This window comes from Bradyrhizobium sp. HKCCYLRH3097 (assembly GCF_051167875.1).
Classification (GTDB): Bacteria; Pseudomonadota; Alphaproteobacteria; order Rhizobiales; family Xanthobacteraceae; genus Bradyrhizobium.
Genome location: NZ_JBNPTX010000004.1, coordinates 222,729 through 248,147, shown reverse-complemented (window position 1 = coordinate 248,147; position 25,419 = coordinate 222,729). Strand labels below are relative to the sequence as shown.

The following is a 25,419-nucleotide window of genomic DNA, read 5'->3' as shown; positions in this document are numbered from 1 at the left end:
CTCATCGAGGAGATGGATGCGCGGGTCAAGCCCGCGCATGACGAGATGGAAACTGGCACGGCCTGAAAACGCGTCTTGCATGACCTATATGACCCACATGCGTCCGCAAGACATTCTGCTGCCCGTTCCGTCCGGCCTCTGCTGCAAGGCCGGCGGCTTTCACATCGATCCCGTGCGCCCGGTCGAGCGGGCGCTGATCACCCATGGCCATTCCGACCACGCCCGCGCCGGCCACGGCGCGGTGCTGGCGACCCAGGAAACGCTCGACATCATGCGGCTGCGCTATGGCGACAACTTTGCAGGCTCCACGCAGGCGATCGGCTATGGCGAGCGGATCAGGCTGGGTGACGTCACCGTCAGTTTCCACCCTGCGGGCCATGTGCTGGGCTCGGCGCAAATCAAAGTGTCCTGCGGCGGCACCTGCATCGTCGCCTCCGGCGACTACAAGGATGCGCGCGATCCGACCTGCGCACCGTTCGAGCTGGTGCAATGCGACGTCTTCATCACCGAGGCGACGTTCGGCCTGCCCGTGTTCCGTCACGGCGCCGCGGCGCTGGAGGTGAACAAGCTGCTGGCCTCGGTGGTGCTGTTTCCCGAGCGCGCGCACCTGGTCGGCGCGTACTCCCTCGGCAAGGCGCAGCGTGTCATCGCGCTGATCCGCGAGGCCGGCTATGATCGGCCGATCTACCTGCACGGCGCGATGGACAAGATCACGCGCTACTATCAAGACAAGGGAATCGCGCTCGGCGAGCTCCGGCCCGTGAAGGGCGTCAAGAAGGCCGAGCTTGCCGGCACCATCACCCTGGCGCCGCCGAGTGCAACCTCCGACCTGTGGACCCGCCGCTTTCCCGATCCCGTCACCGCCTTCGCCTCGGGCTGGATGCGGGTGCGCGCCCGGGCCCGGCAGCGCGGCATCGAGCTGCCGCTGGTGATCTCGGATCATGCCGACTGGGACGGGCTCACCACCACCATCGCCGCGACCGGCGCAAGCGAGGTGTGGGTCACCCATGGGCAGGAGGACGCGCTGGTGCATTGGTGCCAAGCCAAGGGGCTCGCGGCCCGGCCGCTCGATCTGGTCGGCTACGGCGACGAGGAGGAAAGCGAGGTGGTGGCCACGGAGGACGCCGAGGCATGAACCGCTTCGCCGAGTTGCTCGACCGCCTCGCCTATGAGCCCGGCCGCAACAACAAGCTGCGGCTGCTGACGTCGTACTTCCGCGAGGTCGAGGATCCCGATCGCGGCTACGCACTGGGCGCGCTCACCGGCGCGCTGTCGTTCAAGCACGCCAAGCCGGCGCTGATCCGCGACCTGATCGCCGCGCGCACCGATCCGGTGCTGTTCGCGCTGTCGTATGATTATGTGGGGGATCTCTCGGAAACCGTCGCGCTGATGTGGCCGAAGGACAGGGCGCATCATCAGCAGCTCGTTCCTGGGTACCCCCCTCCCCACCCCTCCCCCACAAGGGGGGAGGGAGCGCTGACGCGTTCGGAGTTGCTGTCTCGGTCTACATCGAGCATCGCTCCCCCTTCACGTCTCTCGTTCCCCACAGCCGCTCTCTCCGGTCCCTCCCCCCTTGTGGGGGAGGAGCAGCGAGGGGGGGACCCCACGGGCGGTCTCACGAGGGACCCCACACCCGGCCACAACGACCCGCCACCGCCGACGCTGACCGAGGTTGTCACCACCTTGCGCACCCTCGGCAAGACCGAGATGCCGCGGCAACTCGCGCAATGGCTGGATGAGCTCGACGAGACCGGGCGCTGGGCACTGCTGAAGCTGGTCACCGGCGCTTTGCGCATCGGCATCTCCGCGCGCCTGGCCAAGACCGCAGCGGCCGCGCTCGGCGACAAGGACCCGCACGAGGTCGAGCTGATCTGGCCGGGGCTGTCGCCGCCCTATCTCGACCTGTTCGCCTGGCTGGAAGGCCGCGGCGACAAGCCGGTCAATCGCGATCCCGCGCCGTTCCGGCCGGTGATGCTGGCGCATGCCGTCGAGGACGACGACTTCGCCGGCATGAACGCGGCCGACTACATCGCGGAATGGAAATGGGACGGCATCCGCGTGCAGGCGGTGAGCGGCCGCGAGGCCGACGGCCGCGTCGTCACACGGCTGTATTCGCGCAGCGGCGAGGACATCACGGCGAGTTTCCCGGACCTGCTGCCGTCGCTGCATCTGCCCGGCGCGCTCGACGGCGAGCTGCTGGTGGTGCGCGATCACCGCGTGCAGAGCTTCAACGTGCTGCAGCAGCGGCTGAACCGCAAGACGGTGTCGCCGAAGCTGATGAAGGAGTACCCGATCCACCTGCGCGCCTACGACCTGCTCGGCGACGAGGAGAACGATCTGCGTGAGCTGCCGTTCGCCGAGCGGCGTGAACGGCTCGAGGCTTTCATCAAGCGACTCGACGAACCGCGTGTCGACTTGTCGCCGACCATCGCGTTTTCCACCTGGGACGAGCTGAAGGCCGCGCGCGCCGATCCCGCATCTGCCGGCGCAGGAGACGATGCCGAAGCGGTGGAAGGCGTGATGCTGAAGCGGCGCGACGCGCTGTATCTGCCCGGCCGGCCCAAGGGACAATGGTGGAAGTGGAAGCACGATCCGCACATCATCGATGCCGTGCTGATGTATGCTCAGCGCGGCCACGGCAAGCGTTCCTCCTATTACTCCGACTACACGTTCGGTGTCTGGACGGCGGGAGACGGCGGAGATCAGCTCGTGCCCGTCGGCAAGGCCTATTTCGGCTTCACCGACGAGGAGCTCTTGCAGATCGACCGCTTCGTCCGCCGCAACACCACCGAGAAGTTCGGTCCCGTGCGGCATGTCGTGCACGAGCCCGAGCAGGGCCTTGTGCTCGAAGTGGCGTTCGAGGGCCTGCAGCGCTCGCCGCGGCACAAATCCGGCATCGCGATGCGCTTTCCGCGCATCAGCCGGCTGCGCTGGGACAAGCCGCCGCGCGAGGCCGACCGGCTGGAGACCCTGGAGCGGATGTTGAAGAGCGAGGCGCCGGCGTGACAGCGCCGGGAACATTAATTGCCGGTAACCGGCTTGCGGCGCTGAGCCGGGTTCCCCACCTGCCCTGCCGTGCCTTATAATCGGGCTCGCGAATCCGACGAACCCGCCTGGAGACGATGCCATGTCGAACGACGTCAGGGACTATCCGGCCCGCGCCCGCAGCTCGGATGGCCTGTACCGTTTTCTCGGCGGCTCGCCGCTGTCGGTGGCGTTCCGGCTGGTGCTGCTGTCGATCCTGGTCGGCGTCGTGCTGTCGGCGATCGGCTTCGATCCGCTGAACATCCTGCACAGCATCCGGCTGCTGTTCATCCGGCTCTACGAGCTCGGCTTCGACGCCTTCAACTGGCTGTGGCGCTACTTCCTGCTCGGCGCGGTGATCGTGATCCCGGTCTGGCTCCTGTCGCGGCTGTTCGCCCCGCGCGGCCGATAGAGAGCCACAGCCGATGCAGCTCCGCTTCGTCGGCTGCGGTGACGCGTTCGGCTCGGGCGGCAACTCCAACACCTGCTTCCATCTGACCGGCGCGCAGACGAACCTTCTGATCGACTGCGGCGCCTCGTCGCTGCCGGCGCTGAAGCGGCTCGGCATCGCCAGCAACGCCATCGAACTGATCCTGATCACGCATTTCCATGGCGATCATTTCGCCGGGCTTCCCTTCCTGCTGCTCGACGCGCAGTTTTCGAAGCGGACGCTGCCGCTGGTGATCGCCGGCCCCGCCGGCATCACGGCGCGGCTGACGCAGGTGATGGAAGCGCTGTTCGAGCATTCGTCGCGCACGCCGCGGAAATTCGAGCTGTCCGTGATCGAGCTTGAACCGGAGCAGACGACGCGCTTCGGCGAGGTCTGCGTGACGCCGTTTCCAGTCGTCCACGGCAGTTCGGGCGGGCCGTTTCTCGGCTACCGGATCGAGGCGGAGGGCAAGGTCGTCGCCTACACCGCGGACACCGAATGGACGGAGAGCCTGATCCCGCTCGGCCGCAACGCCGACCTGTTGATCGCCGAGGCCTACACCTACGACAAGGCGGTGAAGAACCACCTCAGCCTCGCGGTGCTGGAGGCGCATCTCGATGCTATCCGGCCGAAGCGGCTGGTGCTCACCCATATGAGCGACGACATGCTGGGCCGGCTGGACCGCATCGGCCATGTGGCCGCGCATGACGGCATGAGCATCGACCTCTAGCCGGGAGGCGCGAAAGGCCGCTAAGAACGGCAGGAACGCGCGTGCCGCGCGCTCTGCCAATCGACGGGCCATTCTTGACCGCTTCAGCCAAAGTCACGACCGCGCAGGTGTTCGACATCGCGGGTCCCGCGATGATCGCCAACCTGACGACGCCGCTGATCGGCATCGTCTCGACCACGGCGATCGGCCGGCTCGGCGAAGCCGCCATGCTCGGCGGCGTCGCCATGGCCTCGGTGATCTTCGACTGCCTGTTCTGGCTGTTCGCGTTCCTGCGCGCCAGCACGCTCGCCTTCACCGCGCAATCGCTCGGCGCCGGCGAGACCGACGAGATCCTGATGGTCCTGATCCGCGGCCTGGCGCTGGCCGCGCTGATCGGCGTCAGCCTGATCGCGCTGCAACTGCCGCTGGGGGCAATCATCTTCGACCTCATGGGCGGCAGCGACGCCGTGCTCGGCGCGGCCCGCACCTACTTCATGGTCCGGATCTGGTCGGCGCCGCTGGCGCTCGCCAACTACGTGCTGCTCGGCTGGCTCGTCGGATTGGCGCGCGCACGGCTGGCGCTGGCCATTCAGGTCGCGATCAACCTGATCAACATGGCCGCGACCATCCTGTTCGTCCAGGTGCTGCAGGCCGGCATCGCCGGCGCGGCGATTGCCGCCGTCATCGCGGAGACGGTCGGTGTCGCGATCGGCCTCGTGCTGGCGCGCCGATTGGTCAAGGCCGACGCCCGGATGTCGCGGGCGGCGCTGCTCGACCGCGCCAAGCTGATGCACATGATGGCCGTCAACCGCGATATCATGATCCGCACCGCGGCGATGATCGTCGCCTTCCTGTTCTTCACCTCGCAGGGCGCGCGCGCCGGCGACACGACGCTGGCCGCCAACGCGGTGCTGAACAATTTCCTGCTGATGGCCGCGTTCTTCCTCGACGGCCTCGCCAACGCCGCCGAGCAGCTCTGCGGCTATGCGTTCGGCGCGCGCAACCGCGACGCCTTTTCCGGCGCCACAAGGCTGGTGCTCGCCTGGGGCTTCGGCTTCGCGCTCGCGGTGGCCGCGATCTTCGCGCTGTTCGGGCCGGTGCTGATCGACGTGATGACGGCAAGCGATGCGGTGCGCCGCGCGGCGCGCGACTATCTGCCGTTCGTGGTGGCATCGCCGCTGCTGTCGGTGTTCGCCTTCGCATTCGACGGCGTCTATATCGGCGCCACCTGGGCGCGCGACATGCGCAACCTCATGGTGGCGGCGCTGGTCGTCTTTCTCGGCACCTGGCTGGCGCTGCGCGGCTTCGGCAATACGGGCCTGTGGATCGCGATGCTCGGCTTCTACGCGGCGCGCGGCGGCTTCCAGGCCGCACGCTATCCGGCGCTGCTGCGGGCGTCGTTCGGCAACAAACAGAGTTTGTAGAGGGCGCTGTATCGCGCAGCGCGCTCTGCGATCTCGCTCGCCCTACACTCTTCGCCGAAGATCAAGCGCGTCTAAACCGGCCAGTCCTCGGCGGTGATCGTCGCGGCGTCCGCACCGACGATCTCCGACAGCGAATCGCGTCCCGTGCGCAGCAGGGTCGAGGTCAGGTCGGCCTTGATGCTCTCGACCAGGCCGAGGCCCTTGTAGACCAGCGAGGAATACAGCTGGATCAGGCTGGCGCCAGCGCGGATCTTGGTGAGCGCGGCGCCGCCGGTGTCGATGCCGCCGACGCCGATCAGCGGGAACGCACCTTCGACGCGCACGAAGGTCTCGGCCACCATGCGGGTCGACAGCCGGAACAGCGGCCGCCCGGACAGGCCGCCCTGCTCCTTGGCGCGCAACTGCTCGCGCAGCGAGCTGGGCCGGGCGAGCGTCGTGTTCGACACGATCATGCCGTCGACTCCGCGCGAGCGGGCGACATGGACGACGTCGTCGAGCTCGGCGAGGCTGAGATCGGGTGCGATCTTGAGCAGGACCGGCGTATCGCCAGCTTTCCGCCGCACGCGGTCGCGCGCCTCGAGCACCTTGGACAGCAGCTCGTCGAGCTGAGACGCCTGCTGCAGGTTGCGCAGGCCCGGCGTGTTGGGCGAGGAGATGTTGACGGTGAAATAGCTCGCCACCGGCGCGAAGGTCTCGATCAGCCGGACGTAGTCGGCGACACGGTCGACCGAATCCTTGTTGGCCCCGACATTGACGCCGACGATGCCGCCCTGGTGGGCGCGCCCGGCCAGGCGCCGCAGCACGATCTCGGCGCCGTCATTGTTGAAACCCATGCGGTTGATGACCGCCTCGTCGCGCTCCAGCCGGAACAGCCGCGGGCGCGGATTGCCGCTCTGCGGCCGCGGGGTCACCGAACCGATCTCGACGAAGCCAAAGCCGAGCCGCAGCAGCGCGTCCGGCACCTCGGCGTTCTTGTCGAAGCCGGCGGCCATGCCGACCGGATTCGGGAAGTTCAGGCCGAAGGCGCGCACCGCGAGCTTGGCATCATCCGGTCGCGGCTTGATCGCCGGCAGCAGCTTCAGGCCCTGGATGGCGAGCCGGTGCGCGTCCTCAGCGTCGAGCCAGCGGAGCAGCGGCAGCGAAAGCTGGTCGAAGGCGCGAATCACGGCTTCAGGTCCGGAATGTCGTGGCCGCCATCGGCACGGCTGTGCATCTGGTGAACGCCGGTCACGGCACCGAGATCGAGCTCGCCATACAGATGCGGGAACAGCTCGTCATTGCGCGAACGCTCCCAACGCAGCGCATCGCCGAGCGCGTCCGCCTCGACCTCGACCAGGAACAGCGCGCTCTGCCCCGAAAAGTGCTTCCGCGCCGTCTCCGGCACCTGGGAGGCGGTCGAAAAATGGATGAACCCGTCGCGCAGATCGTCCGCGCTGCCACGGTAGACGCCCAGCCGCTCCGCCTCGCGCCAGGCCGAAGCTGAGCAGATTTTGTAGATTTTGGGCACCTTTGCGCGGTCCTGGCTTGAGCTTGAGTTTGCTGATGTTTTCGGGAGCGGCCGACCGTATCGGCAGGGGGCAGCGAACTCAAGCATCGTTTGCCCGGGACAGTCCGGCGGCCGACCCGCTCAGATTGTATCCGAGTGATGCGAGCTCGCGGGGATGCAACCGGTTCCTCAGCAAGAGTTAACCTGATTCGGCTTTCCTGTTGCGCGCGATTCGCAACCGATCATGCCCGCGCTTGAACCTTTGGAGATTGTCATGGACCGCCGCCACGTCTTGAAGGCCCTTGCGGGGCTCGCCCTGTGCCCCGTCTGCGCTACCCCGGGCTTTGCCGCCGAAGGCGCCCCGCATTGGAGCTATGAGGGCGCGACCGGGCCGGCCAAATGGGGCGATCTCGATGCGGCCAACAAGGTCTGCAGCGTCGGCACCCAGCAATCGCCCATCGACATCGAGCACTCGACCCGGGCCCAGCTTCCCGACTTCCGACTGAGCTGGGCCAGGACCGCCGACACCATCGTCAACAATGGTCACACCATCCAGCTCAACTTCGCCGACGGCAGCAGCACCATGAAGCTCGAGGGCACCACCTACAAGCTGCTGCAGGTGCATTTCCATCGTCCGAGCGAGCATCAGATCGGCGGCAAGAACTATCCGATGGAGGCGCATTTCGTGCACCGCGCCGCCTCCGGCGGCCTCGCCGTCGTCGGTGTGCTCATGACCACCGGGCGTCCGAACCCCGCCTTCGCGCAGATCGTCGCGACGATGCCGGACAAGGAGGGTCCCGCGGTCAAGGCCGATCCGCGCATCAACCCCAACATGATGCTGCCGGCGCGCCGCTCCTATTATCGCTATGCCGGCTCGCTGACGACGCCGCCCTGCTCAGAGGTGGTCGAATGGCTGCTGCTGAGCGAGCCGGTCTCGGTCGCGGAAGCGGACGTGGCGAAATTCGCCAAGCTGTATCCGATGAACGCCCGCCCGGTGCAGAAGCTCGACCGCCGCTTCGTGCTGCAGGGGGTGTAGTCAAATTCGCGGACGCCGAAAACTGCTAACCTAAAACTGATCCGTCTCTCACTCCGAAAGAGAGGGACGGATCAGCTAAGTTTCGAATTACAGAAAGCTACTCTCCTGCCACGGCTTCCAAAAAGCCTCAGCCGAGAGCGCCGAATCGTTGTTTCCCGCTATCGGGTTGACCGCCACTCCCGTTGCAAGCGCTAACCATTCCATAGCTTGCGCCGTCGCCTCGCCAAATTCAAACAGCTCTCGATAAGCAGGTTCAGGTATATTTTGGACGACGCCAAGATGTGCAGTGTGCTTATCGCGAAAATTCTTGATTTTTGGCAAGCGATGATCGCCTCGACACTTTGCCCAATACTCTTCGAAGTCCTCAACCTTCTTCGGCTTATCACCGCAATCGAATATCTCTCGGGAGGTCTGGTCTGTCTTTAGTATCTCTGCGGCGGCGCACAGATGCAAATCACCTTGCTTTGGCTCTGCATATGCCCGAGCGACCAAAGTAACCAAATAGCCGATCATTGCATTCCTTGCGACCGCGGCCGCTTTTGCAGCTCCTGCTTTGGACAGCTGGCTATTGATCCCCTTCGAATTCTGGACTCTCAACAGAGCGATTAACGCGTGAATTTGCAGAGCGTCGTTGAGCGCGAGTTTGGCGATCGACCTTATAGTATCCGCTTGATGCGGTGGCCGCGGCGCCGAGCGCGCCAAAGCCCCGTCGATCATCGCCACCGCATTGTTCACGCCGTAGACCGCGACGAAGGAGCCGAAACGGGGGCCCTTCTCCTGGCCGAGCAGCACCTGGTAGAGCATGTTGAACCAGTCGAGCGACACGCCGGGGCGGCCGTCCTTGCCCTTCTTGGCGTGGTCGAGGAACGGCTCGCGGCGGCCGATCTCGTAGACCACGTTCTGGATGTCCTCGGCCGTCGCGTCAGCCGGCAGGTTCGACAGCGCATCGCGCAGGTCCTGCAGCGCCACGCGCTCACCCTCGGTCGGCTCGCGGAAGGTCTTGGTCGGCGCGACGAAGTCGCGATAGTAGTTGATGGCGTAGCCGACCATCGCGTCGAGCTTGGGATGGGTTTGCGGCGTCACGCCGGGCCGGTAGCGGCCGATGAACCCCCACAGCGTCTCGGCATTCTCCGCGTTCGACGACGACACCAGGGTCAGCAGCAGCTGGAAGGTGACGGGCATGTCGGCCTTCGGCGGCTTTCCGGAATGGATGTGCCAGACCGGATTGCCGAGCTGCTGCTTGGCGTCCTGCTTGGGAAAACCTTCGAGGAACTGCTGGTAGTCGTCGACCATCCGCGGGATGACGTCGAAATACAGCCGCTTCGCCGCCTTGGGCTCGCGATACATGAACAGCGACAGCGATTCCGGCGAGGCGTAGCGCAGCCATTCGTCGATGGTCAGGCCGTTGCCCTTCGACTTCGAGATCTTCTGGCCCTTCTCGTCCAGGAACAGCTCGTAGTTGAAGCCCTCCGGCGGGGTGCCGCCGAGCGCCGCGCAGATCTTGCCCGACAGCTTCACCGAATCGATCAGGTCCTTGCCGGCCATTTCATAGTCGACGCCCAGCGCATGCCAGCGCATCGCCCAGTCCGGCTTCCATTGCAGCTTGCAATGGCCGCCGGTGACCGGAACGGTCATGCGCTCCCTGGTTTCGGGATCGTCATAGGAGATGGTGCCGGCCTTGGCGTCGTGCTCGACGATCGGCACGTACAGCACGAGGCCGGTGCGCGGGCAGATCGGCAGGAACGGCGAGTAGCTCGCCGCGCGCTCCTCGCGCAAGGACGGCAGCATGATCGCCATCACCTTCTCGAGCCGCTCCAGCATCCGCAGCAGCGCCGCGTCGAACTTGCCGGAGGTGTAGTACTCGGTCGACGAGGCAAACTCGTAGTCGAAGCCGAACCTGTCGAGGAAGGCGCGCAGCCGCGCATTGTTGTGCGCGGCGAACGAGGGATATTCGTTGGAGAACGGGTCGGGGATTCGCGACAGCGGCTTGCCGAGGTGGGTGGCCAGCATCTCCTTGTTCGGCACATTGTCCGGCACCTTGCGCAGGCCGTCCATGTCGTCGGAGAAGGCGATCAGGCGGGTTTTGATCTTGTCCTCGGTCAGCACGCGGAAGGCGTGGCGCACCATCGTGGTGCGCGCCACCTCGCCGAAGGTGCCGATATGCGGCAGGCCGGACGGACCGTAGCCGGTCTCGAACAGCACCTCGTCCTTCGGATTCTTCTTCAGCCGGTTGACGATCGCCTTCGCCTGCTCGAACGGCCAGGCGTTGGAGTTTTCGGCAAGCGCGCGCAGGTCGCTCGGGCTGGTTGGGACGAGATCGATCGTGGACATCGTGAAAAAGACTTCTCCGAAGACGTCAGTGCAAAACAGCGGTCATGATACCCGTCATTCCGGGGCGATGCGAAGCATCGAACCCGGAATCTCGAGGTTCCGGGTTCGCGTCTTCGACGCGCCCCGGAACGACGGCAAGCGCTAGAACGGGCTGATCGAGAAGTAGCGCAGCCACAGGTCGGTGTAGCGGCCTTTTTCCCAGACCCGGAACAGCGCCCAGTTCAGCGCCTGGCGCAAGAGGTCGTTGCCCTTGCGCACGGCGATGCCGACGCCCTCGCCGAAATAGCGGCTTTCGACGAAAGGTCCACCGGAAAAGGCGCAGCAATCGCCGGAATCGGTGCCATTGACCCAGAACGCCAGCGAAATGCCGTCGCCGAAGATCAGGTCGACCTCGGCCCGGCGCAGCGCCTGCCGCAGCGCCTCGTCGTTCGGATAGCTCTTGATCTCGGCGTCGGTGAACATCGCCTTGAGGTAAGCCTCGTGCGCGGTGCCGGCGACGGCGCCGATCTTCTTGCCCTCGAGAAATTCGGGGCGGATCTCGGTCATGACGGCGTCGCGGCGGGACACGAAACGCGCGGGCGCCCGGTAATACGGATCGGAGAAATCGGCCCGCGCCCGCATCTGCGGCGTCACCGCGATCGAGGCGATGATCGCATCGCCCCGGTTGGAGGACAGCGCGTCGAGCAGGGTTTCGAACCGGCGCATCTGGACGGTGCAGGTCACCTTGATCTCGTCGCAGATCGCCCTGGCAAGATCGACGTTGAAGCCGGCCGGATTGCCGTCCGGGCCGGTGAAGTTGAACGGAGGATAGTCGGTCTCGGTCAGGAACCGAATCACCGTGAGGCGCGACAGATCGGGCCGCTCCGGCCGGCGTCGCGGGTCCCAGAACCCAGGGACGGCCTGCGGCGCCGCCTCGACGGCGGGCCTCACCGGCGCCTGGGCGCGCGCCTCCGAGCCGGCGGCGGCCAGGCCGAAGCACAGCAGCGCGCCGGCAATGGCGGCGCGGGCCGCAGGCGCGGATTTCACGGGCTTTGACAAGACGGTCGGCATCAGCGGTCCCGATGGTCAGCGCCTTATAGACCATCCATGCGCAAATTCGAGGCTGGATTCGGCCCGGAGGCGGCCGCCCGGCTGGAGCGTTAACGCGCTCAGAGGTATTTCTTGAGATCCGCCGCCGCTTCCTCGGGCGTCCGCTTCAGGTTGAACGGTGCGACGAACCGGCCGTTGCGGTCCATCAGATACACCAAAGCGGTGTGGTCCATGGTGTAATCACCGTCCTTCAGCGGGACCTTCTTGGCATAGACCCGGTACTCGGTGAGAACCTTCGCCAGCACCTCGGGATCGCCGGTCAGACCCTTCAGATGCGGGTCGAAGCTGGAGAGGTAGTCCTTCATCGCAGCCGGATTGTCGCGCTCGGGGTCGACCGAGACGAAATAGGCGTTGACGCTGTCGGCGTCCTTGCCCATCGCGCGCAGCACCTCGGAGATCTCGAACAGCGAGGTCGGACAGACGTCCGGGCAATGGGTAAAGCCGAAGAAGATCAGGGTCGGCCGCCCTTCCAGGCTCTTCTCGGTGACGACGGCACCGCTCTGGTCGGTCAACTGAAACGGGCCGCCGATCGCGGCCGGCGCCGCGATGTTGCGGCCGCCGCCCATGACAAGGAACATCAGCGACAACCCGACCACCAGGCTGGCGGCGAAGGCTCCGACGATCACCAGCGGACGGGTGACATTGGACGGCATTGCGCGCTCCTTCACTGTCTCTCAGAAGCAGGCCTGCCAGCCGGCCGCGATGGTCTCGAAGAACACCGCGGTCCCGTACTGCACCCACATCGTCACGGCGCCGACGACGAGCCCGATCGCCGCGATCCCCGCCGCGAGGGCCGGAGCAGAGGCCGGACGCCGGGCTCGCGATGCGGACGGTATCTCTTGGGGCGCTGAAAGAGGCTGCATGATGGCGTACTCATCGGCCGGAGCCGGCCAAGCGGCCCACCCCTCTCGCTCCAGATAAGCCCCGCAGCTGGTCCAGGCAAGCGCCGCAGTCGGGTCGCGATCACCCGAAGCGGCTAGTGCCTCGGTGTGATCAATGGGAGGCAGAGGCCTTGGCGGCAGCCGGCGAGATGGCCGGTGCATTGGGCGGGACGTGCGAGGAGGCCGGAGAGGACGCCTGGGCATCCATATAGCAGGGCTTGTACATTGCCTGCAGCTCCCTGCCCTTCAGGAAGATCATCCGGGGCGTCAGGCCGCCGCGCTGGGTGATCCAGCGGCGGATCGGCGAAGGGTACATCGAGTACAGCATCTGGGTCGCCTCGGGATTGGTGACGGCGCGGCCGTTGGCGCCGAAATCCCAGGCGGCGTGGAAGCCGAGATTGGCATGCGAGGTGACACAGATCTTCTCGTGCGGGATCGCCCCAAGCACGATGGTGCAGGCCGATGCGCAGAGCCCGTCGATGATCACATACTCACCGGAGGATCGCAGGCCCTGGTACTTGTCGACATAGGTTCCGATCCGGCCACCGCGGTCATCGGCGATCCGGACCACGGCCTGGCTGGCGCCGACCCCCGACAGCAACAGAACGACCGCAAGCAATCCCGTCCAGAATTTCATGTCGAGCCCCAGTGCAACCCGGCGAAAACCGATCTGACCGACTTTGGCACGCTTCGTGTGATGCGCTTCTTGTGATGCTTGGACTGCGGTGGACCTTGCAATCACGACCCCATCCGCAGAACCGGAACGCGAAAGCCAAATCCAAATCGCAAACGCAGCGTGTTTCGAGATCGTGTTTTTGTCCAGGAGAGCGCAGCTGCGAAAGCCAAATTCACCGCGAGTGTTGCAAGCCCGCTGCACCAATGAGTCGCTACCACCGAAAATGGACCAACGCTGGTTCCGGACATGGCGGTGGCGCCACGAGCAAGGCAGAGGCCCGGCATGATTCGCCCATCGGCGCGGCAGCGGCGCCACAAACGACACTCCGGAGAAACCCGGGGCCGAGCTTCCGCGCGACACGCGCCCCGCTGCCCAGTGACGGCGGGACGCTCGCCCGCTCATCGCTGGCCCAGGGGTGCTCGTGCGATCACGATCGCGGGTGCGGGCTTCCGCCAGCCCCGGCGGCATGGCCGAAATCCGGAGATGCGACGAATGCAATCACAAGTTTGGACCGTTCGGCCGAGCCCCGCGCCGCAAGCGGGCGCGGCAGGGTCTCTCCTCGCACCGCGCCGTCTGGATCGGGAGATGGAGCGAGGTCGGGCCGATATCACGCTGGCAGCCGGGGAGACGATCTGCCTCCCGATGCTCTCGCCGTCTGGACCGAACTAATTATCGGGCAGCCGAATCCGTGCACCAAAGGTGACGAGCGGCGCATCGGCGGCGCCGAGCTGGATCTGCCGCTCCGGCACTTCCTGATAGCTGCCGTCTTCAATCTTTCTTAATTCATATTGCCAGACCGTTAACGTCTCGCCGCGCGCGAGCGCATCGCGGATGCGGCTGGCGCCGCGTCCCGGCAGCTTGACGAGGTCGTCGCGCATCATGCCGATCATCGTCGGGCTCTCGCCGCGATGCAGCTCGAAGAACACCATGCGATTGGGCTTGTCCTGCGGCTTGAGCACGGTATCCGCCGTGAACAGCACCAGACAGATTGCGACGGCAATCCACTTCCAAGTGTCGGACATCATGAGACGCATTCCCCGCACCGCCTCTGCGCGTGGCGTAGCCCTCGCGCAAACAGGCGGCAACTTACAGTTCTGTCATTCCGGATGAGATGACCTTCGACGTAATCGATTCGCTGCGCGCCGGGCGCGATGATGGGCTCATCATCGTTCACAACATGGAGAGCACCGATGACCAACCCGACCGAGATCGCCGAGAGCTACATCACGCTGTGGAACGAACGCGATGCCGCGCAGCGCGGCGCATTGCTCGCACGTCACTGGACCGCGGATGCGCTCTATGTCGACCCGCTGATGCGCGGCGAAGGACGCGATGCGGTGGACGGCCTGGTCGCGGGCGTGCAGCAGCGCTTTCCCGACTTCCGCTTTCGCCTGATCGGCTCCGCGGACGGCCACGGTCATCATCTCCGCTTTTCCTGGGAGCTCGGCCCCGAGAATGCGGAAGCCCCGATCCAGGGCACGGATTTCGTCGAGCTGGCCGACGGCCGCATCCGGCGCGTCACCGGGTTTCTCGACAAGGTCCCGCAGGGCGCCTGACGGACGCCCCGATCCGCCCGACCTCCCACAGCGGGGTCGGCCTGCCGCGATTGCCGGGCTCCCATGCGCAGACGCACGATCTGTCTCGTGGTGATTGCGCTACGTCAACGTCGGACCCGATCCGCCGCTGCAGAGCTTCTGCTTCGCGACGGAGTTCAGGATCGCCGGAGACGGGCGTGCAGCACTCAAATCCCATCGATGATCACGCCATGGCGGCCGACACGTTGGCCGGTATCACCACCTTGCCCGAACTCTGGCACTGGCGCGTCGAACAGAGCCCGGACAAGCAGGCCTACCGACATTTCGACGCAGGAAGCGGCCGATGGGCGAGCTTCTGCTGGCGCGAGATCGATCTCGTCGTCGGGCGATGGCGGCGGGCGCTTGCGGCCGAGGGCTTCGCCCAGGGTGAGCGCGTCGCCATCCTGATGCCGAACGGGATCGCGCATCTCGCCATTGACCAGGCCGCGCTCTCGCTCGGCCTGGTGCCGGTGCCGATGCATGCCGTCGATAACGCCGACAGCATCGCCTACATCCTCGCCGATTCCGGTGCCCGGCTGCTGCTGGTCGATTCGGACACACGCTGGGATGAGATCGCAGCGGTCGGCGAGGCCCTGCCCGACCTGCGGCGGATCGTCTGCGCCGACCGGCAAACGACCTCGCCGACCGGCGATCCGCGCCTCATCGATCTGGAGGCGTGGTTGAAAGCGGCCAGCGATGCCACGCCTCCGGGCACCCGGATCGCCATCGCGCCGCACGACCTCGCCGCCATCGTCTACACCTCGGGCACGACGGGCCGGCCCAAGGGCGTGATGCTGTCGCACGACAACATCGTCTCCAACCTCAAGGCCATTCATCAGCGGCTGGCGGCCGATACCGACGACGTATTCCTGTCGTTCCTGCCGCTGTCACACACGTTCGAGCGCACCGCGGGCTACTACTACCCGATCGCCATCGGCGCCTGCGTCGCCTATGCGCGCTCGGCGAAGCAGCTGTCCGAAGATCTGGTGGAGGTCCGTCCGACCATCCTGATCTCCGTGCCGCGCATCTATGAGCGCATCTACTCGGTCATCATGCATCACCGCGCGATCGCAAACCCGCTGGAACGGGTGCTGCTCGACCTGACCATCGCGATCGGCGGCCGTCGCTTCGATGCGCAGCATGGGCGCGGGACGAGACTCTCGGCGTTCGACCGTATCGCGTGGCCGCTGCTGCAACGCCTGGTCGCCGCCAAGCTACTGGCTCGATTCGGCGGACGGCTGCACGTCGCCGTCAGCGGCGGCGCCCCGATCGCCGAGCCGGTGGTGCGGCTGTTCCTGGCGCTCGGGCTCGAGGTGCTGCAGGGCTACGGCATGACCGAGACATCGCCCGTCGTCAGCGTCAACACGCCTGACGACAACGACCCGCGCACCGTCGGCCGCGCCCTGCCGGGCATCGAGGTGCGCATCGGCGACAATGACGAGTTGATGGTGCGCGGCCCAAACGTGATGCTCGGCTATTGGCACCGGCCGGAGGAGACCGCGCGCACCAGGGAAGCCGACGGCTGGCTGCACACCGGCGACCAGGCCCGCATCGACAGCGGACGCATCACCATCACCGGTCGGATCAAGGACATCCTCGTCACCTCGACCGGCGAGAAGATTGCGCCCGCCGATCTGGAAACCGCGATCCTGACCGATCCGCTGTTCGAGCAGGCCATCGTGATCGGCGAGAACCGGCCGTTCCTGACCGCGATCGTCGTGCTCAACGCCAAGGGCTGGGCTGAGCAGCAGGCGAGGCTCGCGGCGCACGGCCAGCGCGGCAACGAGGCCGAAGCGGCCTCCCTGCTGCGCCACATTGCGCGAGCCGCGAAGGCCTATCCGTCCTACGCGACGCCGAAGGCGGTGCATTGGACCTTGGAGCCGTGGACCGTGCAGGAAGGCCTGATCACGCCGACGTTGAAGAACAAGCGTCCGGCGATCGAGCGGAGCTTTGCGAAGGAAATCGAGGCGATCTATGCAAAACGCCCGTCAGCTTCGCGGCCGTCGGCTATCGTACGAAGCTGATCTTGCAGGGCACCGCAGCAGGACATTGCGGCATTGGAGCGGGCGAAGGGAATCGAACCCTCGTATGCAGCTTGGGAAGCTGCCGTTCTACCATTGAACTACGCCCGCGCTAGCCAATGCTTAGCCGAGACCATGCGTTTCGCCAAGCGGCTTGTTTCCGCCAGACCGCCAAGGCCGCGGGGGGCAGACGCAAGAGTTCGACCACCGGCCTGATCTCCCGATCGTGATCGGCCGCAACCGCAGGCTCCGGAACGGATCGGGCCGATCGCGCTTTTGCCCGTTGGAAGCGGCGCCTCTCCCTGTTTCGCCACGCCGTGAAGGTCCTGGGAGCTCACATCATGCAAAGCCACAGCCCCGCGTCTCAGACCGCCCCCTCGAAAGCCCTCGCCGTCATGTCGGGTCCGTCGGCGCTCGACCTTTACACCCTCGGCTGCGGTCTGTTCCTGGCCGTCGCGCCCTGGCTGTTCGGCTTCGTCGGCAGCGTCGGCCGCATCAACGCTGAGTTGGCGGGGGCTGCCGTCATCGTGCTCTCGCTCGGCGGCCTTCTTGCGTTTGCCGATTGGGAGGAGTGGCTGAAGGTCGCGCTTGGAGTGTGGCTGGTTGCAGCCCCATGGCTGCTCGGATTCGTGCATACGTCGGCGATGCATGTCAGCATCGCCATCGGGATCACCGTGACCTTCCTGAGTCTGCTCGAACTGTGGCTTGCGCATGATCCCGATTTCGCCGGCGATAGGCCTGTATCGGTGAGCCGGCCGTAGCGGCTCCGGTCGATCGCGCCTCGCCTGCGTGCGGCGCCGCGTTCCGTGATCGCGATGCCGATGACAGAAATCGCAGACAGCGATCGCAACGGCACGCTTGACAACCATCACCCAAATCAGGGCAAACCCGCCCCGGTCAGGTCACGCTGTTAACACTTTGTAAACAAAGTTGATGCGGGCGATCATGACGATGATATGATGTGGTGTGGGTTGGGGTGGCGTCATGGGGCGTGGGTATACGATCTTTGATACGGCCCTCGGCCGTTGCGGCATTGCGTGGAGCGATGTCGGAATCACCGGCGTACAATTGCCGGAAGCACGGGAAATCGAGACGCGGCGGCGCCTGTTTCGCCAGTTTCCCGACGCACGGGAGCAGCGCCCGTGTTCGAATACTGAACTCGCCATCGAAGGCATCGCGGCCATGCTGCGCGGGCAGGATGTCGACTTCTCCGACGTTGCGCTCGACCTCGACGGCGTCACGCCCTTCAACCAGCGCGTCTATGATTGCATTCGCGCCATTCCGCGCGGCGAGACGCGCACCGCCGACGCGATCGCGGACGAACTGCACGTTCCCAAGGCGCTGAATTCGATCGCGCAGGCGCTGAGCAGGAATGCGCTCGTGCTGATCGTTCCCTGTCACCGCGTGCGTGACATCGGCAACGGCCTCGACAAGCCGTCGCCCAACAGCGGCATCGTCTCCAAGCGTCGGCTGCTGTCGCTCGAAGGCGCAAAGCCTCATGCGGGCCTGACGTTGTTCGACGCGTTTCTCGCCATCGACAGGCCGCGCGCATTATAAGCCCGCCTTCGCGCGTCGCGCGATATTATCTCGCACGACGCCCTCCTCTTTCCGCCGCAATGCGCTAGATTTACAGGATGACCAGCACCATCCTGTTCGAAAGCCGCGACGTCACCGTGTCCGAGTTCCGCTGTGCAGCGGTCGCTGGCGAGCGTCCCTATGTCGAGCAGTATGCCGGCTACTCGCTGTCCTATGTGCGCAAGGGCAGCTTCGGCTGCCGGCACCGCGGCCGCTTCTTCGAACTGGTCACCGGCTCGCTGCTGGTGGGCCATCCCGGCGATGAGTTCATGTGCACGCACGATCACGTCTGCGGCGACGAATGCCTGTCATTCTTCTTCGATGATGCGCTCATCGACGAGATCGGCTGCGACAGGCAGGCCTGGCGGGCTGGCGCGATGCCGCCGCTGCCGGAGCTCATGGTCCTCGGAGAGCTCGCGCAGGCCGTCGCCGCGCGCGAGCAGGACCTCGGTCTGGACGAGGTTGGACAGATCATCGCCAGCCGCTTCGTCGCGACCGCCACGGGCCGGCAGGAACGGGCGGCGACGCCGAGCCTGCGCGATCGCCGGCGCGCGGTGGAGAGCGCATTGTGGATCGACGACAATGCGGAGCGCGACATCGACCTGGCGGCTGCGGCGCACGAAGCCGGCGTCAGCCCGTTCCATTTCCTGCGGCTGTTCGCGGCGACGATCGGCGTGACGCCGCATCAATATCTGATCCGCTCCCGCTTGCGGCGCGCCGCGCGGCGTCTCAGCGAGGAGGACACGCCGGTCACCACCATCGCCTATGATTCGGGCTTTGCCGATCTGTCGAATTTCACCCGCACCTTCGCGCGCGCTGCCGGCGTGTCGCCGGCGAAGTTTCGCAAGGCCTCGCGCGGCGAGCGCAAGATTCTCCAAGACCATCTGAGCCGCCATTGATTGGATGATCCCAGCGCGTGCGGCAGCCGCATGCGAAGCATGGAGATCATCGATGTACGATCATATCGGCCTCAAGGTCGGCAATCTCGACGCCAGCGTCCGCTTCTACACGTCGGCGCTGGCGCCGCTCGGCCACATCCTCTGCTCCAAGGACGAGGCGTCGGCGGGCATCGGCCCGAAGGGGGAGCCGGCGCTGTGGCTGTATCTCGACAAGGGCGCCAGCAAGGGCGCCGCCCATATCGCGTTCCGCGCCCAGGACCACGCGGCCGTCGCCAGATTCCACAGCGAGGGGCTGAAGGCCGGCGGCAGCGACAATGGCGGCGCCGGGCCGCGCGCGGACTACAGTCCGACCTACTACGCCGCCTTCCTGATCGATCCCGACGGCAACAACATCGAAGCCGTGTGTCCGTGAGGTCGGCGCCATGGCATCCATCCAGAAGGACATTCCGATCGCAGCCCCAGCGGGTGCAGTGTGGGACGCAGTGCGGGATTTCGGCGCTGTTCATACCAAGGTGGCGCCCGGCTTCGTCACCGGCACCACGCTCGACGGCGACGTCCGCATTGTCAGCTTCGCCAACGGCAGCGTGGTGCGCGAGCAGCTGGTCGATTGCAACGATCAACGCCGACGCCTCGTCTATGCCATCAAGAACGAACGCATCAGCCAGCACAGTGCGTCGTTTCAGATCATCCCGGAAGGCGAGGAGCGCTGCCGGGTGATCTGGACCACCGACGTGCTGCCGCACGAGATCGCACCCTATATCGATCAGCAGATGGAGCTCGGCGCGCGCGCGATGCAGGACACGTTGGGCAGGCTGCGCGGATAGCGGCTCAGCCGATACGCGCCGGCGGCGGCCCGCGCGAGTCAAGGCCGCGTCCGGCCGTCAGCACGGCCGGGCGCAGCTCCAGCGCTGCGGCCGGCTTCGGGCCCCAGCGGGTGAGCATGACGCTGGCAAGCGTCAGCACCCCGAGCAGGACCATCGAGGACGCCGCCAGCATGAAGAAGTCGCCCTCGGTCGCGGCACGGCTCAGCAGATAGCTGCCACCCGCAGCGATGAAGACGAGCCGCACCGTCTGCGCCAGCACCGGACCGAGCACCCTGGCGGCACCCTGCGAGGAGAAATACATCGAGATCGCCAGGCCGATGAAGGCATACATCGGCGCCGCGACCTGCAGATAGTGCCGGCCCGCGCTGCGCGCGCTCTCGTCCTGGGTGAAGATGTCGACCCACAATTGCGGGACGATCGCGATCAGCGTCGACAGCGCGCCCACCGACGCGAATGACACCAGTCCCGCCGTCCAGGCGATGCGGCGGGCGCGCGCGATTCTCTCCGCACCGATCGCCATGCCGACCATTGGCACCGAGGCCATGCCGACGGAGAATGCGACCGTGGTCATCATGAACTCGAGCCGCGCGCCGATGCCGTAGCCGGCCAGCACGGCGGTGCCGAACGACGCCAGCATATGCGTGAAGATCGCGATCGACAGCACGGATTGCAGCGGCGAGAAGCAGGCGACGGCGCCGACCTTGAGAATGTCGGCGAACATCGCGCCGCTGATCTTCAGGCCCCGCAGCTTCGGCCGCACGCGCGCGCGGCCGGAGAACAGGTACCAGCCCATCACCGAGATGCTGACGCAGAACGCCAGCAGCGCGCCGGCGGCGACGCCGCGCATGCCGAGCCCGAGGACCAGGCTGAGCGTGCCGCCCAATACGATCTGCAGCAGCGCCGAGCTGAGGATCATGAACGACGGCAGCTTCATGTTGCCGGTGCCGCGCAGGATGCCAGCCATCGAGTTCATCAGCCAGGGCAGGATCGCGCCGCCGAAGAAGATCTGCAGATAGGCCGTGGCATGGCTCAGCACCGCGCCGCGGCCGCCGAGCACCTCCAGCAAGGCAGGGCCGAACGCCAGCATGCCGATCATGAAGGTCGCGCCGAACAATAGCGCGATCAGCAGCGCGTGCGTGGCGAGCGTCGAGGCCCGCTCGGCGTCGCCGGCGCCGAGCGCGCGCGCGATCGCCGAGGCCACGCCGCCGCCCATCGCGCCGCCGGACATCGTCATGGTCAGGATCACCAGCGGAAACACCAGCGCCATCGCCGCCAGCGCCTCGATGCCGAGCCGGCCGATATAGGAGGTCTCGGCGATGACGACGCAGGTGCCGGCCGTGTTCGCGATGATGTTGGGCCAGGCCAGCGACAGCAGGGTGCGCAGGATGGGTCCGTCGACGAGCTTGTTCCGGATCGGCTTCTCGGGGGGCGGCAATGCACGCCCCTCGCCGACCGGATTGTCGGCCAGGCCGATCTCGGACATCTCAGCTCCCCGCTCGGCCGCGCAGGCCGCGGCCGTGTTATCGTTCGATTGCTCTCGCTTTCCTAGCACGGCGCTGGCGCGCGCCCTGTGCGGCAGGCGCATTGGGGGTGCGCGGCAGACGCAGCCGCGCTCAGAGACGGAAATGCTTGGAGAGCTTCAGGCCCTGGGCCTGGTAGTTGGAGCCGATGCGGCTGCCATACATCGCATTCGGCCGCGCCAGCATCTTCTCGTAGACGAGACGGCCGACGATCTGGCCGTGCTCGAGGATGAACGGCACCTCGCGCGAGCGCACCTCGAGCACCGCGCGCGAGCCCTGCCCGCCGGCGCCGGCATAGCCGAAGCCGGGATCGAAGAAGCCGGCATAGTGGACGCGGAATTCGCCGACCAGCGGATCGAACGGCACCATCTCCGCGGCGTAGTCCGGCGGCACCTGCACGGCCTCCTTGGAGGCCAGGATGTAGAACTCGCCGGGATCGAGAATGAGGCTGCCGTCGGTACGTGCCTTGATCGGCTCCCAGAACTCCTCGACCGGATAGCCGGCGCGGCGGTCGACGTCGACGACGCCGGTGTGGCGCTTGGCGCGATAGCCCACATATCCGTTCGCATTGCTGCCGGACAGGTCGACGGAAAGCGCGACGCCGCCGGTGAGATCGGCATCGTCGCGATCCACCAGTCGCTCGGCCTGGTGCAGCGCGATCAGTTCGTCCTCCGACAGGACCGCGTCGCGATAGCGGAAGCGAACCTGGGACAGGCGCGAGCCCTCGCGCAGCAGGACCGGGAACGTCTTCGGGCTGATCTCGGCATAGAGCGGGCCGTGATAGCCCGCGCCGATCATGTCGAAGCGTCGCGTGCCGTCGGCGATCACGCGGGTGAACACGTCGAGCCGCCCGGTCGAGCTTTTCGGATTGGCGGCCGCGACGATGTCCTTGGGCAGCGCCAGGCTCTCCAACAGCGGCACGATGTAGACGCAGTTGGTCTCCAGCACCGCGCCGTCGGCAAGTGCGAATTCGTGCAGCTTGAGCTCGTCGATGCGCTCGGCGACCGTCGCGCCCGGCCCGGGCAGGAAGCTCGCACGCACGCGATAGGCGACGTCGCCGAGCCGCAGATCGAGGCTCGCCGGCTGGATCTGGCTCTCGACGAAATCATATTCGGGGATGATCAGGCCAGCCTCCGTCATCGCCACGATCATGCGATCGGGGAGGATGCCGTGGGCGTCGGGGCTGAGCGAAAACGGCAAGACCTGATCCTTTGCAGGCGCCGGAACGGCGGCTTATGGAGCCAATATAGGGTCTTTTGACCGGTTATCCGATGGCTGGCTTGACGGAAAGGCCGGTTGCGACTATGAGCACGACTTATCCCGTGGTGATTTGAGCCGGCCGGCTTGCAGCCACGTAAAATAAGTCGCTAAACAGGCCGGGGACGAATGTGATCCCGGCCTTGAGGTTTTGTCCCAGGCCGGTTTTTTTGTGCCCATCGCCCGAGGCGGTGGCCACGATGGAGGTCACATGTCGAAGTCCCCCGCGAAGGCGCCGGCGTCGTTCGCCCACTATCGTCCCGAAACGAGGCTGGTGCATTCCGGCACCTTGCGCTCCGAATTCGGCGAGACCGCCGAGGCGCTCTATCTCACCCAAGGGTTCGTCTACGCCACCGCCGAGGAATGCGAGGCGCGCTTCAAGGGCGAGGATCCCGGCTTCATCTATTCGCGCTTCTCCAATCCCACCACGGCGATGTTCGAGCGCCGCATGATCGAGCTCGAGGGCGCCGAGGCCTGCCGCTCGGCCGCAACCGGCATGGCCGCGGTCACCACGGCAATCCTGGCTCCCCTCCGTGCCGGCGACCACGTCGTCGCGGCCAAGGCGCTGTTCGGCTCGTGCCGCTACGTGGTCGAGGATCTCTTGCCGCGCTACGGCATCGAGTCGACCCTGGTCGATGGGCTCGACCTCGACCAATGGCAGAAGGCGGTCAGACCCAACACCAAGTCGTTCTTCCTGGAGAGCCCGACCAATCCGACGCTCGACGTGATGGACATCCCCGCCATCGCCGAGATCGCGCACGCCCATGGCGCGCGGCTGATCGTCGACAACGTGTTCGCCACCCCGATCTGGCAGAGCCCGCTCGCGCTCGGCGCTGACGTCGTGGTGTATTCCGCGACCAAGCACATCGACGGCCAAGGTCGCTGTCTCGGCGGTGTGATCCTGTCGTCGGAGGCGTTCATCGCCGAGCACATCCACAATTTCATGCGCCAGACCGGCCCGTCGATCTCGCCGTTCAACGCCTGGGTCCTGCTCAAGGGCCTGGAGACCCTGGCGGTGCGCGTGCGCGCGCAGACCGAGACGGCGGCGAAGGTGGCCGACTTCCTCGCCGCGCATCGGAAGATCTCGCGGCTGATCTATCCGGGCCGCGAGGACCATCCGCAGGCGGCAACCGTCCGCAAGCAGATGCGCGCCGGCTCGACCCTGGTCGGCTTCGAGGTCAAGGGCGGCAAGGCGGCTGCGTTCCGTACGCTCAACGGCCTGAAGCTCGCGCGCATCTCCAACAATCTCGGCGACGCCAAGACGCTGGTCACGCACCCGGCGACGACGACGCATCAGCGGCTGACGCCGGAGGCGCGCGCCGAGCTCGGCATCAGCGAGGGCTTCATCCGCTTCTCCGCCGGGCTCGAGCATGCCGACGATCTGATCGAGGATCTGGACGCCGCCCTGCGGGCGGCGTAGCGAATGGCGAATAGGGAGTAGCGAGTAGTGGATCTCTTCCCTATTCGCTACTCGCCATTCCCTACTCGCTTCTGATCACATCGGCCGATAGGTCGGCACCTCGGCCGGTGCGTTGATGCCGAGCTTGACCTGGCCGACCGAGCGGATGATGTCGTCGCCGAGCAACTGGGCGAAGCAGGCATAGCCCCAATCGCTCATGTGCAGGCCGTCCGAGATCACGAACTCGTTGATCGGGATCGCCTGGCGCTCGTGCCAGTCGCGCATCACCTCGAAGCGCGGGAAGATGCCGGCGTGATGCAGCTCGGCAATACGCCCGAGCAGCTTGTTCATGCGGCTGGCGTTCTCCGAGCGCTCGTTGACGCGCGGCGAATATTGCAGGTCGACCAGCACGACATCGGAGGCCGCCGCCTGGATCTTGGCGACGCCATCCTCGACCAGCCTGGCGGTCTCGGCCGGATCGAGATCGCGCAGCACGGCATTGGTGCCGACCTGCCAGATCACGAGATCCGGACGCCGGTCGATCACCGACGTCTCCAGTCGCTTCATCATCTCCGGCGCATCCTCGCCGCCGACGCCGGCATTGATGACGCTGATGTCGACCATGGGATATTGCCGGCGCAACTGCGCGGCGAGCCGGTTCGGATAGGTGTAGTCCGGCGCGCTCGCGCCAAAGCCCTGCGTCGACGATGAGCCGAAGGCGACGATCACGACCGGCAGGCCGGAGGCGAGCTTGTTGGCGACGTGCGGCAGCGAAATGAAGTTCTTCTTGGCGACACCCTTCGGCGGCAGGCACGGCACGCGGTTGAAGATGTCGGTGGCCGATTTGGCGACCTGCTTGACCTTGTCGATCGCCCGCTCGGTGATGCTGCGCGATTGCGGCGGCGTGGCCGCGATGGCCTGCCCGGCTGCAGCCGGCGGCTGTGCATCGGTCATGGCCGGCGCGGTCGTCGCCGCGGGCGGCGAGGTCGTGGCCGCCGGGCGCACCGCGGCGATCGGCCCGCGCATCTGATCGTTCGCCTGCGCCAATGTGATGTGACCGATGCTCGGTCGCAGCTCGCTGATCAACGGAGGCTTCGGACCGGAGCTCTTCACATCGGAAAACGCGGCGGGTGCAGCCGGCGCTGCGCTCTGCGCCCGTACCTTCTGCGGGCTCAGCGCGAGGGCGATGGCAATGACCGCAACGGCCGAAAGCTTCTCCCATGTCCCGGATACGCGGTGACACTCATTCGACGTCATGAACGAC

At 66.2% G+C, this 25,419-nt stretch carries 24 protein-coding genes, 1 tRNA gene, 1 pseudogene and 1 riboswitch; of the genes and pseudogenes, 14 read left to right on the top strand and 12 right to left on the bottom strand.

The genetic code is table 11. The features are described from left to right. The first annotated feature begins 88 nt into the window (after positions 1 to 88). From ACQR0U_RS12665 to ACQR0U_RS12645, 5 genes are all read left to right on the top strand, one after another. Positions 89 to 1,135, top strand: coding sequence for a ligase-associated DNA damage response exonuclease (locus ACQR0U_RS12665; RefSeq protein ID WP_316195160.1), 1,047 nt, complete (start codon positions 89 to 91; stop codon positions 1,133 to 1,135). Then, positions 1,132 to 3,006, top strand: coding sequence for an ATP-dependent DNA ligase (locus ACQR0U_RS12660; protein WP_316175639.1), 1,875 nt, complete (start codon positions 1,132 to 1,134; stop codon positions 3,004 to 3,006). The genes ACQR0U_RS12665 and ACQR0U_RS12660 overlap by 4 nt, the downstream gene beginning before the upstream one ends. A gap of 121 nt (positions 3,007 to 3,127) precedes the next feature. After that, on the top strand, positions 3,128 to 3,436 hold the full coding sequence (locus ACQR0U_RS12655; RefSeq protein WP_315717950.1) for a DUF6460 domain-containing protein: 309 nt from the start codon (positions 3,128 to 3,130) through the stop codon (positions 3,434 to 3,436). A gap of 13 nt (positions 3,437 to 3,449) precedes the next feature. Next, positions 3,450 to 4,184 carry an MBL fold metallo-hydrolase gene (locus ACQR0U_RS12650; protein WP_315751264.1) on the top strand — a complete coding sequence of 245 codons (735 nt, stop codon included), beginning with the start codon at positions 3,450 to 3,452 and terminating at the stop codon, positions 4,182 to 4,184. 107 nt (positions 4,185 to 4,291) lie between these two features. Then, positions 4,292 to 5,587: an MATE family efflux transporter gene (locus ACQR0U_RS12645; RefSeq protein WP_434843355.1), complete on the top strand. Its 1,296-nt coding sequence runs from the start codon at positions 4,292 to 4,294 to the stop codon at positions 5,585 to 5,587. A gap of 71 nt (positions 5,588 to 5,658) precedes the next feature. Here the strand turns inward: ACQR0U_RS12645 and ACQR0U_RS12640 are convergent, their stop codons facing one another. Continuing rightward, on the bottom strand, positions 5,659 to 6,753 hold the full coding sequence (locus ACQR0U_RS12640; RefSeq protein WP_315717952.1) for a quinone-dependent dihydroorotate dehydrogenase: 1,095 nt from the start codon (positions 6,751 to 6,753) through the stop codon (positions 5,659 to 5,661). Further along, complete coding sequence (locus ACQR0U_RS12635; protein ID WP_315751262.1) at positions 6,750 to 7,094, bottom strand: DUF952 domain-containing protein; 345 nt, start codon at positions 7,092 to 7,094, stop codon at positions 6,750 to 6,752. The genes ACQR0U_RS12640 and ACQR0U_RS12635 overlap by 4 nt, the downstream gene beginning before the upstream one ends. Before the next feature lie 253 nt (positions 7,095 to 7,347). On the opposite strand from ACQR0U_RS12635, the gene ACQR0U_RS12630 reads away from it, so the two are divergent. Beyond that, positions 7,348 to 8,109 carry a carbonic anhydrase gene (locus ACQR0U_RS12630; protein ID WP_316226705.1) on the top strand — a complete coding sequence of 254 codons (762 nt, stop codon included), beginning with the start codon at positions 7,348 to 7,350 and terminating at the stop codon, positions 8,107 to 8,109. A 687-nt stretch (positions 8,110 to 8,796) separates the two neighbouring features. Here the strand turns inward: ACQR0U_RS12630 and ACQR0U_RS12625 are convergent. The 6 genes and pseudogenes from ACQR0U_RS12625 to ACQR0U_RS12600 all read right to left on the bottom strand — a co-directional run. After that, a pseudogene (locus tag ACQR0U_RS12625) lies at positions 8,797 to 10,440 on the bottom strand (lysine--tRNA ligase); the annotation flags it as partial. A gap of 141 nt (positions 10,441 to 10,581) precedes the next feature. After that, positions 10,582 to 11,490 carry a transporter substrate-binding domain-containing protein gene (locus ACQR0U_RS12620; protein WP_315751259.1) on the bottom strand — a complete coding sequence of 303 codons (909 nt, stop codon included), beginning with the start codon at positions 11,488 to 11,490 and terminating at the stop codon, positions 10,582 to 10,584. A gap of 98 nt (positions 11,491 to 11,588) precedes the next feature. Then, the gene (locus ACQR0U_RS12615; RefSeq protein WP_315717162.1) at positions 11,589 to 12,182 is read right to left on the bottom strand and encodes an SCO family protein; all 594 of its coding nucleotides are present in this window, start codon (positions 12,180 to 12,182) and stop codon (positions 11,589 to 11,591) included. A gap of 21 nt (positions 12,183 to 12,203) precedes the next feature. After that, complete coding sequence (locus ACQR0U_RS12610; protein ID WP_315751257.1) at positions 12,204 to 12,392, bottom strand: hypothetical protein; 189 nt, start codon at positions 12,390 to 12,392, stop codon at positions 12,204 to 12,206. 130 nt (positions 12,393 to 12,522) lie between these two features. Next, positions 12,523 to 13,047 carry a hypothetical protein gene (locus ACQR0U_RS12605; RefSeq protein ID WP_434843298.1) on the bottom strand — a complete coding sequence of 175 codons (525 nt, stop codon included), beginning with the start codon at positions 13,045 to 13,047 and terminating at the stop codon, positions 12,523 to 12,525. A 704-nt stretch (positions 13,048 to 13,751) separates the two neighbouring features. Further along, entirely contained in the window at positions 13,752 to 14,111 is a 360-nt protein-coding gene (locus ACQR0U_RS12600; protein ID WP_315717159.1) for a hypothetical protein, read from the bottom strand. A 165-nt stretch (positions 14,112 to 14,276) separates the two neighbouring features. Between ACQR0U_RS12600 and ACQR0U_RS12595 the strand changes: the two genes are divergently transcribed. Together ACQR0U_RS12595 and ACQR0U_RS12590 are read left to right on the top strand one after the other, a co-directional pair. Then, complete coding sequence (locus ACQR0U_RS12595; protein ID WP_434843299.1) at positions 14,277 to 14,642, top strand: nuclear transport factor 2 family protein; 366 nt, start codon at positions 14,277 to 14,279, stop codon at positions 14,640 to 14,642. Between the two features lie 209 nt (positions 14,643 to 14,851). Continuing rightward, entirely contained in the window at positions 14,852 to 16,684 is a 1,833-nt protein-coding gene (locus ACQR0U_RS12590) for an AMP-dependent synthetase/ligase (protein WP_434872165.1), read from the top strand. A 34-nt stretch (positions 16,685 to 16,718) separates the two neighbouring features. Here ACQR0U_RS12590 and ACQR0U_RS12585 read toward each other — a convergent pair. Continuing rightward, positions 16,719 to 16,792, bottom strand: a tRNA-Gly gene (locus ACQR0U_RS12585). A 230-nt stretch (positions 16,793 to 17,022) separates the two neighbouring features. Between ACQR0U_RS12585 and ACQR0U_RS12580 the strand changes: the two genes are divergently transcribed. The 5 genes from ACQR0U_RS12580 to ACQR0U_RS12560 all read left to right on the top strand — a co-directional run bounded on the left by ACQR0U_RS12580 (position 17,023) and on the right by ACQR0U_RS12560 (position 19,979). Continuing rightward, complete coding sequence (locus tag ACQR0U_RS12580; protein ID WP_316165596.1) at positions 17,023 to 17,442, top strand: SPW repeat protein; 420 nt, start codon at positions 17,023 to 17,025, stop codon at positions 17,440 to 17,442. A 223-nt stretch (positions 17,443 to 17,665) separates the two neighbouring features. Continuing rightward, on the top strand, positions 17,666 to 18,238 hold the full coding sequence (locus ACQR0U_RS12575; RefSeq protein WP_315827965.1) for a methylated-DNA--[protein]-cysteine S-methyltransferase: 573 nt from the start codon (positions 17,666 to 17,668) through the stop codon (positions 18,236 to 18,238). 77 nt (positions 18,239 to 18,315) lie between these two features. Next, positions 18,316 to 19,155, top strand: a complete 840-nt coding sequence (locus ACQR0U_RS12570) for a helix-turn-helix domain-containing protein (RefSeq protein WP_434843301.1) — start codon at positions 18,316 to 18,318, stop codon at positions 19,153 to 19,155. Positions 19,156 to 19,207: 52 nt separating this feature from the next. Next, positions 19,208 to 19,567: a VOC family protein gene (locus ACQR0U_RS12565; RefSeq protein WP_434843302.1), complete on the top strand. Its 360-nt coding sequence runs from the start codon at positions 19,208 to 19,210 to the stop codon at positions 19,565 to 19,567. Positions 19,568 to 19,577: 10 nt separating this feature from the next. After that, on the top strand, positions 19,578 to 19,979 hold the full coding sequence (locus tag ACQR0U_RS12560; protein ID WP_434843303.1) for an SRPBCC family protein: 402 nt from the start codon (positions 19,578 to 19,580) through the stop codon (positions 19,977 to 19,979). Between the two features lie 4 nt (positions 19,980 to 19,983). On the opposite strand, the gene ACQR0U_RS12555 is transcribed toward ACQR0U_RS12560, so the two are convergent. Then, complete coding sequence (locus ACQR0U_RS12555; RefSeq protein ID WP_434843304.1) at positions 19,984 to 21,462, bottom strand: MATE family efflux transporter; 1,479 nt, start codon at positions 21,460 to 21,462, stop codon at positions 19,984 to 19,986. Positions 21,463 to 21,592: 130 nt separating this feature from the next. Next, the gene (locus ACQR0U_RS12550) at positions 21,593 to 22,699 is read right to left on the bottom strand and encodes a 2'-deoxycytidine 5'-triphosphate deaminase (RefSeq protein WP_315751243.1); all 1,107 of its coding nucleotides are present in this window, start codon (positions 22,697 to 22,699) and stop codon (positions 21,593 to 21,595) included. A 112-nt stretch (positions 22,700 to 22,811) separates the two neighbouring features. Beyond that, positions 22,812 to 22,891: riboswitch (SAM riboswitch) on the top strand. A gap of 76 nt (positions 22,892 to 22,967) precedes the next feature. Here ACQR0U_RS12550 and ACQR0U_RS12545 point away from each other — a divergent pair. Beyond that, positions 22,968 to 24,176, top strand: a complete 1,209-nt coding sequence (locus tag ACQR0U_RS12545; protein ID WP_316170708.1) for an O-succinylhomoserine sulfhydrylase — start codon at positions 22,968 to 22,970, stop codon at positions 24,174 to 24,176. Between the two features lie 75 nt (positions 24,177 to 24,251). On the opposite strand, the gene ACQR0U_RS12540 is transcribed toward ACQR0U_RS12545, so the two are convergent. Further along, positions 24,252 to 25,412, bottom strand: coding sequence for a GDSL-type esterase/lipase family protein (locus ACQR0U_RS12540; protein WP_434843305.1), 1,161 nt, complete (start codon positions 25,410 to 25,412; stop codon positions 24,252 to 24,254). Positions 25,413 to 25,419: the final 7 nt, after the last annotated feature.